This window comes from Kitasatospora sp. NPDC097605 (assembly GCF_040302725.1).
Taxonomy (GTDB): Bacteria; Actinomycetota; Actinomycetes; order Streptomycetales; family Streptomycetaceae; genus Kitasatospora.
Genome location: NZ_JBEOSF010000003.1, coordinates 108,566 through 123,142, shown reverse-complemented (window position 1 = coordinate 123,142; position 14,577 = coordinate 108,566). Strand labels below are relative to the sequence as shown.

At 72.1% G+C, this 14,577-nt stretch carries 14 protein-coding genes; 8 read left to right on the top strand and 6 right to left on the bottom strand.

The annotated features are described in order from the left end of the window. Positions 1-10: 10 nt before the first annotated feature. The 6 genes from ABTX81_RS04255 to ABTX81_RS04230 all read right to left on the bottom strand — a co-directional run bounded on the left by ABTX81_RS04255 (position 11) and on the right by ABTX81_RS04230 (position 4,912). Positions 11-796: a sensor domain-containing protein gene (locus ABTX81_RS04255; RefSeq protein ID WP_350541421.1), complete on the bottom strand. Its 786-nt coding sequence runs from the start codon at positions 794-796 to the stop codon at positions 11-13. Next, a complete protein-coding gene (locus ABTX81_RS04250) occupies positions 793-1,026 on the bottom strand; it encodes a hypothetical protein (RefSeq protein ID WP_350541420.1) in 234 nt (77 codons plus the stop codon). The genes ABTX81_RS04255 and ABTX81_RS04250 overlap by 4 nt, the downstream gene beginning before the upstream one ends. Then, positions 1,023-1,340, bottom strand: coding sequence for an ArsR/SmtB family transcription factor (locus ABTX81_RS04245; protein WP_350541419.1), 318 nt, complete (start codon positions 1,338-1,340; stop codon positions 1,023-1,025). Before ABTX81_RS04245 ends, ABTX81_RS04250 begins: the two co-directional genes overlap by 4 nt. Before the next feature lie 158 nt (positions 1,341-1,498). Continuing rightward, entirely contained in the window at positions 1,499-2,011 is a 513-nt protein-coding gene (locus tag ABTX81_RS04240; RefSeq protein ID WP_350541418.1) for a flavin reductase family protein, read from the bottom strand. Beyond that, positions 2,008-3,324 (bottom strand): cation:proton antiporter, encoded by a 1,317-nt coding sequence (locus ABTX81_RS04235; protein WP_350541417.1) that lies wholly within the window; start codon positions 3,322-3,324, stop codon positions 2,008-2,010. The genes ABTX81_RS04240 and ABTX81_RS04235 overlap by 4 nt, the downstream gene beginning before the upstream one ends. Positions 3,325-3,358: 34 nt before the next feature. Beyond that, positions 3,359-4,912, bottom strand: a complete 1,554-nt coding sequence (locus tag ABTX81_RS04230) for a tryptophan halogenase family protein (protein WP_350541416.1) — start codon at positions 4,910-4,912, stop codon at positions 3,359-3,361. Positions 4,913-5,147: 235 nt separating this feature from the next. Between ABTX81_RS04230 and sbnB the strand changes: the two genes are divergently transcribed. The 8 genes from sbnB (at position 5,148) to ABTX81_RS04190 (ending at position 14,549) form a co-directional block, all read left to right on the top strand. Further along, positions 5,148-6,215: a 2,3-diaminopropionate biosynthesis protein SbnB gene (sbnB, locus tag ABTX81_RS04225; protein ID WP_350541415.1), complete on the top strand. Its 1,068-nt coding sequence runs from the start codon at positions 5,148-5,150 to the stop codon at positions 6,213-6,215. Positions 6,216-6,227: 12 nt separating this feature from the next. Further along, entirely contained in the window at positions 6,228-7,205 is a 978-nt protein-coding gene (gene sbnA, locus ABTX81_RS04220; RefSeq protein ID WP_350541414.1) for a 2,3-diaminopropionate biosynthesis protein SbnA, read from the top strand. Positions 7,206-7,399: 194 nt separating this feature from the next. After that, the gene (locus ABTX81_RS04215) at positions 7,400-9,664 is read left to right on the top strand and encodes an MMPL family transporter (RefSeq protein WP_350541413.1); all 2,265 of its coding nucleotides are present in this window, start codon (positions 7,400-7,402) and stop codon (positions 9,662-9,664) included. A 173-nt stretch (positions 9,665-9,837) separates the two neighbouring features. Next, positions 9,838-10,632 carry an AfsR/SARP family transcriptional regulator gene (locus ABTX81_RS04210; protein ID WP_350541412.1) on the top strand — a complete coding sequence of 265 codons (795 nt, stop codon included), beginning with the start codon at positions 9,838-9,840 and terminating at the stop codon, positions 10,630-10,632. Positions 10,633-10,859: 227 nt separating this feature from the next. Beyond that, positions 10,860-11,909, top strand: a complete 1,050-nt coding sequence (locus ABTX81_RS04205) for a LysR family transcriptional regulator (RefSeq protein WP_350541411.1) — start codon at positions 10,860-10,862, stop codon at positions 11,907-11,909. Then, positions 11,887-12,147 (top strand): acyl carrier protein, encoded by a 261-nt coding sequence (locus ABTX81_RS04200; protein ID WP_350541410.1) that lies wholly within the window; start codon positions 11,887-11,889, stop codon positions 12,145-12,147. The genes ABTX81_RS04205 and ABTX81_RS04200 overlap by 23 nt, the downstream gene beginning before the upstream one ends. A gap of 24 nt (positions 12,148-12,171) precedes the next feature. Further along, the gene (locus tag ABTX81_RS04195; protein WP_350541409.1) at positions 12,172-13,404 is read left to right on the top strand and encodes a beta-ketoacyl-[acyl-carrier-protein] synthase family protein; all 1,233 of its coding nucleotides are present in this window, start codon (positions 12,172-12,174) and stop codon (positions 13,402-13,404) included. Continuing rightward, on the top strand, positions 13,401-14,549 hold the full coding sequence (locus tag ABTX81_RS04190; RefSeq protein ID WP_350541408.1) for a beta-ketoacyl synthase N-terminal-like domain-containing protein: 1,149 nt from the start codon (positions 13,401-13,403) through the stop codon (positions 14,547-14,549). The genes ABTX81_RS04195 and ABTX81_RS04190 overlap by 4 nt, the downstream gene beginning before the upstream one ends. Positions 14,550-14,577: the final 28 nt, after the last annotated feature.

Genomic DNA, 14,577 nt, shown 5'->3' with positions numbered 1-14,577 from the left:
TGGTACGGGTTCAGCCGTGGCGCAGGCGCGCCAGCGGGCCCGGTTCGGCGAGGACGCGCCTGGCCGCGGCGAGCGGATCGGTGGGCGGGCGGAGCAGGGTCCGGGCGACCAGCAGGTGCAGCCGGGCGGCCGCGACCAGGGGCCGGCTCCAGAGCGCGGCGAGCAGCAGGCAGAGCACGGCGGCGCCGAGCGCGGCCGGCCAGGTGTCGAGCCAGAGCGCCGGGCCGTCGGCGGACGGGCCGATCCGCACGCCGGGGGCGACGGTCCCGTCGGCGTGGGTGCTGTCGACGGCCCGGAACCAGAGCGGCAGCGAGACCCCGGCGAGCAGGACCAGCCAGACCAGCAGGGCGGCGGCGTCGAGCAGCAGCAGCGGGGGGAAGAGCAGCACCAGGTAGGCGCAGTCGCGGCCGACGGCGGCGTCGCCCAGCCGGGTGCGGAGCCTGGCGGTGAGGTCGAGCCCGGCGGAGTCCCGGTAGCGGTAGGGGATCGGGTCGGCGACCAGGACGGCGCGCCCGCGCTCCACCTGGGCGCAGCAGCGCAGGACCCAGGCGGAGCCGGAGACCAGCAGCACGGTGAAGCTGAACAGGCTGAGCACGGCGCCGGCCAGGACGGCGAGCAGGGAGACGGCGAACAGGCCGGGGGCGGCCACCAGGTAGCCGGCGAGGTAGCCGGCGGCCCGCCAGGGGGCGGCGGAGAACAGCGTCGACAGCGGGCCCGCTCCGCCGTCCAGCCGGTCGCCGAGCAGCCGGGGGTCGTCCGGCGCGGGGCGGTGCGGCGGCCGGCCGGGGCGGCTCACTCGACGCTCCGCAGCAGGGTCTCGACGGCCTCCAGCCGGTCGTGGAGCTCGCTCAGCCGGCCGTGCAGGACCTCCTGGCCGGCGACGGCCTCCTCGGCGAGGCGCCGGTACTCGGCCATCGCCACGGCGTCCGCGCGGTGCCGTTGGAGGCGGAAGAAGGCGACCGTCCCGGTGGTGATGCCGAGGGTGATGATCAGTACCAGGGTGATGGCGATGGTGGCGCCGGTCATGTGCTCTTCCCCTTCCCGTCCGACTGGTCCTCGCGGAGCGCCGCGAGGACGGTGTCCGCGGTGAGGTGCACGTCGAACGGGGCCAGCTCGTAGTACTTGAGCGCCTTGCCGTCCGGGGACAGCTCCAGCCGGCCCACGACCAGGCCCGCCGTCTCCAGGCGCTCCAGGTGCATGTAGAGCAGCGGCCGGGACACGCCCAGCCGCCTGGCCAGTTCACTCACGTACATCCGGCCGCCGGACAGCTCGGCGATCACCCGGAGGCGCTGTGCGTGTCCCAGGGCAGCGAGCAGCGCCAGAAGCTCCTCGCTGGTCATCCGCAACCACCCCAAGCTCCCACCTGTAATGTGGAACTTACATATGGCGCAGGTGACTGTCAATGACGGCCGGGAGCGCCCGCCCCGGGTCCGGCGGCCGGGCGGCGCGAAGGCCCGGCTCGTCACTCCGAGCCGGGCCTCCTGCGGGTGACCGGTCGTCAGATCGCCGACCAGGAACGGAACTGGCGCAGACCGTAGAGCAGCGGGGGGCGGGGGTCCCGGTCGGTGATCCGCCGGACCCCGCCGAAGACGGTGACGTGGTCGCCGACCCGCTGGGTGAGGGCCACCTCGCAGTCGGCCACCGTGCCGGCGTCCCGCACCAGGTGCGGTCCGGCCGAGTCCGGCGCCGACTCCCAGTCGATCAGGTCGAAGCGGTCGGGGTTGCCGGAGGCGAACAGCCGGGCGGTCTCCCGGGCGCTCTCGTGCAGCAGGTTGACCGCGAAGGCGCCGCTCTTGACGATCGCCTCCAGGGTCGGGCTGCCGACTCTCAGGCAGACCAGCAGGGTGGGGGGTTCGAGGGTGACGCTGCACATCGAGGAGCAGGTCATCCCGCGCGGCACACCGTCCAGGTAGGTGGTGGTGACCGCCACGCCGGTCGGGAAGCCGCTCATCATCGTCCGGAACTCGTCGGCCGTCACCCCGGCCTCGGAGCGCAGGGTGGAGTCGGTCATCGCGCACCGCTTTCCTGGTCGACGGGACGGAGGGCGGGGACGGGGACGGCGGTGACGGCGGCGGGCCCGGTCTGGACGGCGGGGGCGCGACGGTCCACCAGGTTGAGCAGCGGCCCGGTCATCATCGTGGTCGCCACCGCCATGGCGATCAGCGCCAGCACCATCGGCGGGGTGAGGATCCCGGCGCTGAAGCCGGCCTGGATCACGATCAGCTCGGTCAGGCCGCGGGTGTTCATCAGCACGCCGATCCGGCGCGCGGTGTGCGGGCCCTCGCCGCCGAGCCGGGCCCCGAGGTAGCCGCCCAGCCCCTTGCCGAGGCAGCCGAGCAGCACGGTCACCAGGATCAGCGACCACGAGGCGGTGGAGAAGGCCCGGTTGAGCACGGTGATCCCGGTGGCCGCGAAGAAGGTCGGCACCAGCAGCCGGCCGGCCTTCGACACCGAGGTGACCGCCCGGGCCCACGGGGCGGCGTCGTCCCCGGGGATCGCCAGGCCGACCGCGGCCGCCCCGAGGATCGCGGTCATCCCGAGTTCCTCCACGGTGAAGGCCACCGCCAGCGCCGCCGCGCCGAGCACGATCGCGGCGGGCACCGGCAGCCGCCGGCACAGGTCCTGCGCGATCCGGGTGCGCAGGGTGTACCGGACGAGGAGCGCGCACCCGCCGCCGAACAGCAGCGCCAGGGCGGAGCGCAGGGACTCGGCCGGGTCGCCGGCGCCCAGGCCGATCGCGGCCGTCAGCAGCAGCCAGCCGAGGGCGTCGATGACGATCGCCGAGGCGAGGGCCAGCCGCCCGGCGGTGGTCTCGCTCAGGCCCCGGTCGGCCAGGATGCGGGCCAGCACGGGCACCGCGGTGATGGACATCGTCACCGCGGTCATCAGCAGGAAGGCGGGCAGCGGGGCGCTGCCCCGGGCCGCCTCGTCGCCGGTGACCAGCACCCAGCCGGCCAGCAGCAGCCCGGTCACCAGCGGCGGCCCGAGGGATCCCGCCGAGACCCACGCGGTGGCGCGGCGGGGCGGCCGGTTGGGGCCGATCCGCAGCTTGTGGGCCAGGCCGACCAGGAAGAGCACCAGGCCGGCCTCGGCGACCAGCTTGACGTCGTCGAGCACCACCGGCGGCAGGGCCGCGTCGAAGGCGCGGTCACCGAGCAGGGCGAGCGCGGCCGGTCCGGCCAGCAGCCCCGCCAGGATCTCCCCGATGACGCCGGGCTGGCGCAACCGCTCGGCGGCGCTCCTGCCCAGCTTGGCGATCAGCAGGACCACGGCCAGCGCGGCGGCCAGGTGTGCGATGCGGATCAGGAGCCCGAGGGCGTCCATGCCGGTCCTTCCCTTCCGGTCGGAGCGGCGCCGGTCAGCGCATCTGGGCGGCGAAGTAGTCGTAGGCCTTGGGCAGGGTCCGGGTCAGCCGCTCGGTCTTCTCCCGGATGAGCCGGAACTCGTGCTCCGCGGCGGCCGGGTCGGACAGTGCCAGCGCGGGCGAGGGCTTCAGCTCGATGCCGCCGGTGCCGAGCAGGATGCACATGTAGGAGTAGGCCGGCAGCCCGTGGTAGTGCGGGAAGACCGTCTCGGAGTCCGGCAGCTGGGTCTTCCAGCGCTCGATCCGCTCGGCCAGCGCGTCCGGGATGCTCCGGGTCTTGGTGTCCCGCCAGTACTGGTTGTCGGCCCGCTTGGCGCCGACGTAGTGCAGCACCAGGAACTCCCGCACGCCGTCCATGACGTTGGCGACGGCGCTGTTGTAGAGCTCCCGGTGGGTCGGGTTCCAGTCCTCCGCCGGGAAGTTCTTCACCAGCTGCTCGATCGCGTGGTGGATGAAGAAGATGCCGGTCGACTCCAGGGGCTCGACGAACCCGCTGGCCAGGCCGACCGCCACGCAGTTGCGGACCCAGGAGTTGCGGCTGCGCCCGATCCGCATCCGGATGTGGTTGGCCGGGACGTCCGCCGCGGCGGGTCCGACGAACTCGCGCAGGGTCCGCTCGGCCTCCTCGGGGGAGAGGTAGTCCTTGGCGTAGACGTAGCCGGTGCCCACCCGGCCCATCAGCGGGATGGTCCAGATCCAGCCGGCGTCCTGGGCGGTGGCGGTGGTGCAGGGGCGGATGCCCCGGCGCTCCATGTCCATCGGCACCTGGAGGGCGACCGCGCTGTCGTTCGGCAGGGTGTCCTGGTAGGAGATGAACGGCTCCTCCAGGGCCTTGTTCAGCAGCACGCCGCGGAAGCCGGTGCAGTCGACGAACAGGTCGCCGGTGAGGTCGCCGTGCTCGCGGGTGCGGACCCCGGTGATCCAGCCGCGGTCGTCCAGCTGGACCTCCTGGACGTCGTCGACGACGTGGGTGACGCCGCGGTCGACCGAGTACTTGGTCAGGTACTTGGCCAGCAGCGCGGCCTCGAAGTGGTAGGCGTAGGGGAACTGCGTCTTGCCCTGGTGCTCGGACATGGTGAGTCCGTGCATCTCGCCGGCCTTCTCGTCGAACGGCTGGTCGATCAGGGTGCCGTCGAGCATCCGGGGGCTGAGGCCGGCGTCGATGACCGACGCCATCACGAAGCAGTCCTTGTCGAAGCGGTCGGTCGGCCCGTTCTGCAGCCACCAGTCGGTCAGCGGGAAGCCGTTGACCGACCGCATCTGCTCGAACGGGTGGTAGAAGTAGTGGCCGGGCTCGCGCCAGTTCTCGAAGCGGACGGCCAGCTTGTAGGTGGCGTTGCAGGCCGGCATCCAGTCCTTCTCCTTGAGCCCGAGGAACTCGAAGAAGTGCCGGATATCGCTGAAGGTGGCCTCGCCGACGCCCACCGTGCCGACGTTCCCGGATTCCACCAGGGTGATGTCGATGCGCTCGCCGAAAGCCGCCTTGAGATAGGAGGCGGTCATCCAGCCGGCGGTTCCGCCGCCGACGATCACAACCTTGTTGAGCATGGCTGAATCCTTTCGCTGGAGCTGGCTTCGAATATCCCTGTGGTGGCGCCACCGAAAATGAAGCCTAGGTTCGGCGGCAATTACCGGCTACGTTTTTCAGGCATCCGTGAAACTCGCAGGTCGACCGGGGGGTCGGCCGTCGGCCGGGCCGGGCGTCAGCGTGGTGTCAGTGCCGCTGGCCAGGATGGCGCCGTCGGCGGTGCCGGACGGCACTCGAGCTGCAATGGAGTTCTGCATGACACAGCGCATGACCCGGCAAGGACAGGTGCCGCCGTTCGCGGTGATCCCCGGCGAGCAGGTCCACCGTGTGCTGTCCGGCCAGGAGAAGCGGACGGTCGAATTGGTGGAGGCGGCCTACCGGCTGCACGGCGAAGGCGCCACCGTGAATCCCCCGTCGTATTTCCTGCGATTCCCCGACCGGCCCTCCTCGCGTATCATCGCGCTGCCCGCGTCGATCGGCGGGGATTCGCCGGTGGACGGGCTCAAGTGGATTTCCAGCTTCCCCGGGAACGTGGCGGCCGGAATCCCCCGGGCGTCCGCGGTGCTGATCCTCAACGACCCGGCGACCGGCTATCCGCTGGCCTGTCTGGAGAGCTCGATCGTCAGCGCGGCGCGGACGGCCGCGTCGGCGGCGCTGGCGGCCGACCGGCTCACCCGGGAGCGGGAGCGCCCCCGGCGGGTGGGCTTCATCGGGGCCGGGCTGATCGCCCGCTACATCCACACCCATCTGGCCGCCACCGGCTGGGAGTTCGACGAGGTGGGCGTGCACGACCTGTCCGCCGGGCACGCGGACGGCTTCCGCTCCTACCTGGACCGCTCCGGGGCGGCCGGCCGGATCACCGTGCACGAGCGGGCCGAGGACCTGGTCCGCGGCTCGGACCTCGTGGTGCTGGCCACCGTCGCCTCCGCCCCGCACCTCACCGACCCGGGCTGGTTCGACCACCACCCGGTGGTCCTCAACGTCTCGCTGCGCGACCTGGCCCCCGAGGTCCTGCTGACCGCGGTGAACGTGCTGGACGACGTCGAGCACTGCCTGAAGGCCGACACCTCCCCGCACCTGGCCGAACAGCTCACCGGCGGACGGGACTTCGTCGACGGGACGCTGTACGACGTGCTGACCGGCGGCCTGCGGGTGCCGGCCGGGCGGACGGTGGTCTTCTCGCCCTTCGGCCTGGGGATCCTGGACCTGGCCCTCGGCCGGTACGTCCTGGACGAGGTGCGCCGCGAGGGCGGGCTGCAGGTGGTCGAGGGGTTCTTCCACGAGGTCGACCGGTACGGGCACGCCGCCGCGGCCGGCTCCTGAGGCGGGGTGGCGATGCCCGTCATCTCCGCACCGGAGGACTTCCACGTCGACGACCTCTTCGTGGACCTGCGTCCGTCCCTGGGGGCCCCGCTCTACCTGAAGTGCGAGGCGTTCAACTTCGCCGGCTCGATCAAGCTCAAGGCCGCCGCGGCGATGGTGGCCGACGCCGAGGACCGCGGCGCGCTCCGCCCCGGTTCGGTGCTGGTGGAGTCCTCCTCCGGGAACCTCGGTGTCGCCCTCAGCCTGATCGCGGCCGGCAAGGGCTACCGCTTCCTCTGCGTGACCGACACCCGGTGCAACCCGGCCACCCGCCGGATGATGGAGGCGATGGGCGCCGAGGTGCACACGGTCACCGAGCCCGCCCCGGCGGGCGGCTTCCTCGGTGCCCGGCTGGCCCACGTCCGGTGGCTCTGCGAGCGGGACGACCGGTACCTGTGGCTGAACCAGTACCGCAACGAGTACAACTGGATCGCCCACCACCGGACCACCGCGCCGTCCATCGCCAAGCAGTTCCCCGACCTCGACGTGCTGTTCGTCGGCGCCGGGACGACCGGCACCCTGATGGGCTGCGCGCGCTACTTCAAGGAGTCCGGCCGCCCGGTGACCGTGGTGGCGGTGGACTCGGTCGGCTCGGTCATCTTCGACGCCCCGGCCGGGCCGCGGATGATCCCGGGGCTCGGCGCCGGTGTCCGGCCGCCGCTGCTCGACCGGTCGTTCGTCGACGACGTCGTGCACGTCCCGGAGATCGAGGCGGTCCGGGTCTCGCACCGGCTGGCCGCCCGCGGGCTGCTGTTCGGCGGCTCGACCGGCACGGTGCTCGCCGGCGCGCTCGGCTGGCTGGCCGACCACCGGGGGGACGAGCCGACCGTGGCGGTGGCGATCGCGCCCGACCTGGGCGAGCGCTACCTCGACAACGTCTACCTGACCTCGTGGGTCAACGAGGTCTACGGCCCCCACGCCCTGGAGCTCGACACGACCGCCCGGGGCTGATCCGGTGACCCCGGGCGACGGCCCGGGCACGGCAGGTCACGCCGATCGCGACCCCCGTCCTCCCCCGGAGGCGGGGGTCGCGGCCTGTCCGGCGTCGAAATCCCGTTCGGACGGCCAAAGTTCGCCGTTCTGGCCGGAGTCCGTCTTTCAGTTGACCCCTCAGCCCAACACCCGTCATTCTCGACTTACACATGATGGACGTGACGATCGGTAAGGAGCATGGGCCAGTGAAGAAGCAGCCGATCACCGTGAGGGTGGCGAGCTGGAGTGCGCTGCACCCCGGACGGGCCATCGCCGGTTGGTTCGCGTTCGTCGTGCTGTGCCTCGGCGTCGGCATCGCGGCCGGGACCAACAATGCGGTGGCCAAGGACTACTGGGTGGGCGAGTCCGGCCGCGCGGACAGGATCGCGGCCTCGGCCGGCCTCCAGCACAAGCCGGCCGAGCAGGTGATGATCTCCGCCAAGTCCGGCTCGCTGGACAAGGCCGAGGCCGACGCCGTGGCGGCGGACATCGCCGCGCGGATGGGCAGGCTGGCGGAGGTCGAGCAGGTGGCCGCCCCGGTGCGGTCCGGCGACGGCCGGATGGTGATGGTCGAGGTCACCATGAAGGGCCCCGAGCTGGAGGCCAAGAAGAACGTCGAGCCGCTGCAGGAGCAGACGGCGCAGGTGCAGCGGGCCAACCCCGACCTGGTGGTCGAGGAGACCGGCAGCGGGTCGGTCAGCAAGGGGCTCAACGACCAGCGCAGCTCGGACCTCGCGGCGTCCGAGGCGATCACCTTCCCGGTCACCCTGGTCACCCTGGCCGTGGTGTTCGGTTCGGTGCTCATGGTCGGCGTCCCGCTGCTGCTGGCGGTCTCCTCGATCATGGCGGCGATGGGCCTGTCGATGGTGGTCTCGCACGTCATGCCGGACGCCGGGGTGGGCAACAACGTCATCCTGCTGATCGGCATGGCGGTCGGCGTCGACTACGCGCTCTTCTACCTCAAGCGCGAGCGCGAGGAGCAGAAGAACAGCGGCGGCAGGCTGAGCCCGGAGGCCGTGGTCGGCATCGCCGCGGCGACCTCGGGCCGGGCGGTGATGGTCTCCGGCGTCGCGGTGATCGTCTCGACCGCCACGCTGTACCTGGCCACCGACATCATCTTCTCCTCGCTGGCCACCGGTGCCATCGTCGTCGTCCTGGTCGCCATGGCGAGTTCGATGACCGCGCTGCCGGCCCTGCTGGTGAAGACCGGTCACCGGGCCGAGCGCCGGGCGGCCCGCCGGGCGGCCAGGGACGCCGCGCGCGGCAAGGCGCCGAGGACGGCCGCGCCGCGCAAGGCGGAGCTGGGCAAGGTGTGGACCGCCGTCCTGCGGCCGGCCAGCGAGCGTCCGGGCCTGACCCTGCTGGTCTCCGGGCTGGCGATGCTCCTGCTGGCGCTGCCGGCCTTCGGGATGGAGCTGCGGGTGCTGAACCGGGACACCCACTCCCGGCAGATCCCGGCGATGCAGACCTACGACCGGCTGAACGACGCCTTCCCGCACCTGCGGGTCCAGCACACCGTGGTGGTGAGCGCGGAACCCGGCGAGGCCGGCGCGGTCGCCGCGGCGCTCCAGGACCTCGGCCGGAAGGCCCAGGCCGACCCGGTGTTCGCCCAGGGGGTGCAGCCGGAGCTGAGGACCTCGCAGGACAAGCGGGTCAGCCGGCTCACCCTGGCGGTGCCGTTCCGGCAGAGCTCGCACGAGGCGGCCGCCTCGCTGGACCACCTCCGCGACGACTACGTGCCCGCGACGCTCGGCAAGCTGGCCGGCGCCGAGTACGGGGTGACCGGGGACTCGGCCCGCGACGCGGACTACCTCACCCACCAGAACGACAAGCTGCCGCTGGTGGTCGGCTTCCTGCTGCTGCTGACCTTCCTGATGACGGCGGTGGTGTTCCGCTCGGTGGTCATCGGCCTGGTCGGCATCGCGCTGAACCTGCTCTCGGTCGGCGGCTCGCTCGGCCTGCTGGTGATCTTCTTCCAGTGGGGCCTGGCCTCCACCCTGTTCGGGTTCGACTCCAGTGCCACCAACGCGATCGGCTCCCGGGTGCCGCTCTTCCTCTTCGTGATCCTCTTCGGCCTGTCGATGGACTACCAGGTCTTCGTGGTCAGCCGGATCCGGGAGGCCGTCCTGGCCGGGATGCCCACGCGGCAGGCGGTCATCGACGGCATCGCCCGCTCGGCCAAGGTCGTGACCAGTGCCGCCGTCGTCATGGTGACGGTCTTCGCCAGCTTCATGTTCCTGCACCTCGCGGAGATGAAGCAGATCGGCTTCAGCCTCGCGGTCGCGGTGCTGCTGGACGCCTTCATCATCCGGGTGATGATCCTGCCGGCCGCGCTGACCCTGCTCGGGCGGCTGAGCTGGTGGCCGACCCGCACCCCCGAGCAGGGCGGCCCGCTCCAGCCGGCCGCGGGCCCGGCGACCGTGGGAACAGGTGTCTGACAACCCTGCCGCAGACCGGCGTCGGATCGGGACCCCCGCCCGGTCCGGCGCCTCCCCGCGTTCCCTGCCCGGCCATACCATTCCGTATGACATGCACCGGCGAGATGGTATTTCCCGGGACCTGACAGATTCGGCACGATGGGCCAAAGCCTACGTCGACGGGGGTCCTTGCCGTGGAAATACTACTGCTCGGTTCTCTTTCCTTGTCCGTCGGGAATCGCCGGTGGGCGGTCGCGTCGAAGCGGGTCGGCGCGGTGCTGACCCTCCTGGCGACCGCACCGGGATCGGTGGTGACTTTTGACCGGCTCATCGACGAGTTGTGGGCGGAGCAGCGCATCGCCAATGCCAGAAACGCGTTGCAGGCGAATATCGGCCGACTTCGCAAGCTGCTTCAGTCGGTGACCGGGGAGGACGAGCTGGTGCGCACGGTCGCCAACGGCTATCTGCTGGACGTCCCGGCCGAGGCGGTGGACGCCCACCGCTTCCTCGCGCTGGCGGAGGCCGGCGCGGACCTGCTCGGCCGTTGCCCGGCCGACGCGGTGGTGGTGCTCGAAAGGGCACTCGCGCTGTGGCGCGGTCCCGCCCTCCAGGACGCGGTGAACTCCTGCGAGGGCATGCACTGCCGGATCCAGGCCGCCCATCTGGAGGAGCGCCGGGTCACCGCCTACGAGGACCTCACCGAGGCGCGTCTGCATCTCCGTCAGAAACGGGTGTCCATAGCGGAGTTGAGAGAGAAGTCGGTGGAGTACCCGGAGCGCGAGCGGCTGAGCGAGCTGCTGATGCTCGCGCTCTACCAGGAGGGCCGGCAGACCGAGGCGCTGGACGTCTTCCACGGCGCCCGCCGGCGACTGGTCAGCGATCTGGGCCTGGAACCGGGCCGCGCGATGCACCGGGTCTACCAGGCGATCCTGGAGCAGGACGCGGTGCTGGGTGAACCCCGCCGGGCACTGGGGGTCCATGCCGGCTAGTGCGCCGGGCGGGTCCCGGCCGGGCGCCGCCGTGGCAAGTGCCGCGCGGCATAAAAAAGTCCACCAAGATCGGGTAACGTCTCTTGGTGGACGATGCAGGTATGCCCTGCTAGCATCGTGAATGCTCTTGCCGGTGTGCAGGAGGATTTCTCGGAATTTCATTTCTGGCGGTTGGCGGGGGCCGGCCGTGTCATTTTTGGGAGATTCCGACCGGCTAGGGGGGCAGTGTGAATGTCGAGCTTCGCCATGCCAGAGTCGTCGCGGCAATATCGGCCACTCAAAGCATATCCAAGGCTGCGGTCGAGCTCAAGATTCCACAGCCTTCACTCACCGCGCAGCTGCGAAGAATCGAAAAAGCCATGGGCGGCGAACTCTTCGTCCGGTCGCGCTCGGGAGTCGTTCCGACCATTCTGGGCGAGCGACTCATACCCATGATGCTGGACCTCGTGGAGCGCGCCGACGCGTTGATCGCCGAGGCCTCCGCCACGGGGCAGGACACCCTGTACTTCGGGAACGCCGAGTGGACTCCGCCGACGCTCCGCGGCGCGCTGCAGGCCGCGCTCCCCGGGACCCAGGTGTGGACCGAGACGGTCGGACCGGACGCCGCCGTCGCCGCCCTGCGCCGCGGCACGCTGACCGCCGCGCTGGTGCCGGGCGCCGGCGTCGGCGCCGGGCTCCCGGACGCCGGGGCGGACCCCGTGCTGTCCCGGCTCGTGGTGGTGCGCGAACCCGTCTGGGTGGCCCTGCCGAAGGGGCATCCGATGGCCGCGCGGCCGGTGCTGGGTACCACCGAACTCGCCTCCCTCACCTGGGTCCGCTTCACCCGTGACCACTGGTTCCACCGGGTCGAGTCGGCGCTGTTCGAGAGCTTCGGCTCCGGACCCGAGCTGCTGCACCGCGTCGCCAGCCACGCCGAGGCGATGAGCTGGGTCAGTGACGGCGGGGCGGCCGCCCTGGCGACCCCGACCGGGGCCACCAGCGATGTCCGCCTGGTGCCGATCGCGGGCACCCGGTGGACGGAGATGCAGCTGATGTGGCGCAGCGGTCTGCTCGGCCGGGCCACCGTGGACCGGCTCGCCGGGACGGTCCGGCAATACTACTGCGAGTACGCCCGATCCATCCCCCGCTACTGGGCCTGGATCGCCGAACACCCGTCGGAATTCACCGAATTGAGCGGGTATCTGGCCGGCCCCGTCAGCGGCCGGTCAGCGGTGGATCAGAGCCCTGTCAGCTCGCTCGACCAGCATGGCCGGCATGACCCTGAACACCGACGTTGAGCGTCGCGCCCAGATCAAGGAACTCGTCTGCGACATCCTGGAGATCGACCCGGACGAGGTGACCGACACCAGCCGCTTCAAGGAGGACCACGACGCCGACTCGATGGGCGCCATCGAGATCCTCTCCCAGCTCGAGCGTGCCTTCGGCATCGACATCGACCAGGCCGAACTCTCCCGCATGGTCGACCTGAACGGCGTGGCCGCCGTGGTGGAAGACGCACTGGCCGCCAAGGCGTAGACCGGGTCTCGGACGGGAGTGCACGTGCACGACAACGAGCAACGGCCACGCCGCGTCGTGATCACCGGCCTCGGCGTGGTCACCAGTATCGGCCTCGGCGTCCAGGCCTTCCTGGACGGTCTGCGGGCCGGCCGGAGCGGGGTCAAGCCGATCACCGCCTTCGACACGACGGGATTCGCCCACGCCAACGGGTGCGAGGTCGACGACTTCGACCCGGCGCAGTGGATCCACCGGACCGACCCGGACGAGCTGGGGCGCGCCACCCAGTTCTCCGTGGCCGCCGCCAACATGGCGGTGGCCGACAGCGGGTTGAGCGCGGAGGAGCTCCGGCGCCGCCGGGCGCTGGTCTCGGTCGGCACCACCGACGCGGAGTCCCGCGACCTGGACGGCCTGGTCGCCCAGCAGTTGGAGCACGGCCCCGAGTCGTGGGCGCCCGAGGTGGTCCGGCGGACCCAGGCGGGCGGGCTGTCGCTCGGCATCGTCCGGGAACTCGGGCTGACCGACGTCGAGGCGCTGACCATCCCGACCGCCTGCTCGGCCGGGAACTACGCCATCGGCAGCGGCTTCGACGCCATCCGCCACGGCGACGCCGAGATCGCCCTGTGCGGCGGGGCCGACGCGGTCTGCCGCAAGACCTTCTCCGGCTTCTACCGGCTCGGCACCATCGCGCCGGACGCCTGCCGGCCGTTCGACAAGGACCGCCGGGGCATCCTCACCGGTGAGGGGGCCGGCATCCTGCTGATGGAGAGCCTGGAGTCGGCGCGGGCCCGCGGCGCGCGGATCTACGCCGAGGTGCTCGGGTACGGGCTGAACTGCGACGCGCACCACCCGGTCGCGCCGGACCGGGACAGCCTGGCCCGCTGCATGGAGATCGCCCACCGCAACGCCGGGATCAAGCCGGAGGACATCGACTTCATCTCCGCGCACGGCACCGGCACCAAGGCCAACGACGTGACCGAGGCCGGCGCCATCCGGCAGGTGTTCAGCACGCCGCCGCCGGTGGTCTCGATCAAGTCGATGATCGGGCACTCGATGGGCGCGGCCAGCGCGCTGGCCTCGGCCGCCTGTGCGCTGGCGATCGTCGAGGGCTTCATCCCGCCCACCATCAACCACCGTGAGACCGACCCGGAGTGCGGCGTGGACTGCGTGCCCAACGAGGCGAGGGCCGCCGAGCTGAACATGGTCCAGAACAACGCGCTCGCCTTCGGGGGGAACAACGCCGTGCTGATCCTCGGCCGTTACCGGGAGGCGTCGTGACCACCGCGCAGCAGACCGCCGGCGGGCCATCGGCGGACCGGACGCCGGACCGGACGGGACTGGTCTTCACCGCCTGGTCGGCGGTCTCCCCGTACGGCGTGGGCAGCGAGCCGTACCGCGAGGGCGTGCTGGCCGGCCGGCCGGCGGTCCGCGCGCTGGACGGCGAGCAGCACCCGGGCCCGTTCCGGGAGGCCGGCCTGATCCCGGACTTCAGCGCCGCGAAGTACGTCGGCCGCAAGGGCACCCGCAGCATGGACCGGGTGACGGCCATCACCGTCACCGCCGTCGGCCGGCTGCTGGCGGACTGCGGACCGGAACTGACGGAGCGTCCGGAACAGATCGGGCTGGTGCTCGGGACCGGCTCCGGCAGCGTCCAGAGCACCATGGACTTCACCAAGGGCTCGTTCACCGGCGAGCGGCCCTACCACGTGGAGCCGGCCCACTTCCCGAACGCCATCATGAACCGGGCGGCCGGGCAGAGCGCCATCTGGCACGGCCTCAAGGGGCCCAACACCACGGTCACCGGCGGCCGGCTGGCCGGGCTGCTCGCGCTCAGCTACGCGGCCCGGCTGCACCGCGGCGGCCACTGCGCCCGGGTGCTGTGCGGCGCCGCCGAGGAGTACTCGGAGCAGCGGGCCTGGCTGGAGTGGCACGGCCGGGTGGGCGAGGACCGCACGACCGCGCTGGGGGAGGGCGCCTCGGTCTGCCTGCTGGAGCGCGCTCAGGACGCGCTCGAGTCCGGGCGGACCCCGCTGGCCCGGCTGCTCGGCACCGGGTTCCGGTCCTTCGCCGAGCGCGGTGACGCCCGCGGGGCGCTCGCCGCCTGCGTCCGCGACGCGCTCGACCGGGCCGGCGTCCGGCCCGGGGATGTCGTCCTGATCGCCCCGCTCGGCGCGGGCGACGGCCTCGACACCGTCGAGGAGCAGGCGCTGGCCGAGGTGCTCGGCCCCGGGGCGGGGCCGGAGTGGATCCGCTGCCGTCCGCTGCTCGGCGACACCGCCGGCGCGGCCACCGGTCTCCAACTGGCCGCCGTCCTGGCCAGGGCGGAGCTCGGCGGGCTCGCCCCGGACGGCGTCGCGCTGGTCACCGGCATCGAGCGGGACGGCCTGGTCGGCTGTGCGGTCGTGGGCGGGTGGGCACGGTGACCGGGACCGCGCACGGGGCGGAGCCCCG

Bases quoted from the DNA above. Each gene is read 5' to 3' on its own strand.
- ABTX81_RS04250 (WP_350541420.1), bottom strand. From the start codon at position 1,026: ATGACCGGCGCCACCATCGCCATCACCCTGGTACTGATCATCACCCTC.
- ABTX81_RS04245 (WP_350541419.1), bottom strand. From the start codon at position 1,340: ATGACCAGCGAGGAGCTTCTGGCGCTGCTCGCTGCCCTGGGACACGCA.
- ABTX81_RS04240 (WP_350541418.1), bottom strand. From the start codon at position 2,011: ATGACCGACTCCACCCTGCGCTCCGAGGCCGGGGTGACGGCCGACGAG.
- ABTX81_RS04235 (WP_350541417.1), bottom strand. From the start codon at position 3,324: ATGGACGCCCTCGGGCTCCTGATCCGCATCGCACACCTGGCCGCCGCG.
- ABTX81_RS04230 (WP_350541416.1), bottom strand. From the start codon at position 4,912: ATGCTCAACAAGGTTGTGATCGTCGGCGGCGGAACCGCCGGCTGGATG.
- sbnB (WP_350541415.1), top strand. From the start codon at position 5,148: ATGACACAGCGCATGACCCGGCAAGGACAGGTGCCGCCGTTCGCGGTG.
- sbnA (WP_350541414.1), top strand. From the start codon at position 6,228: ATGCCCGTCATCTCCGCACCGGAGGACTTCCACGTCGACGACCTCTTC.
- ABTX81_RS04215 (WP_350541413.1), top strand. From the start codon at position 7,400: ATGGACGTGACGATCGGTAAGGAGCATGGGCCAGTGAAGAAGCAGCCG.
- ABTX81_RS04200 (WP_350541410.1), top strand. From the start codon at position 11,887: ATGACCCTGAACACCGACGTTGAGCGTCGCGCCCAGATCAAGGAACTC.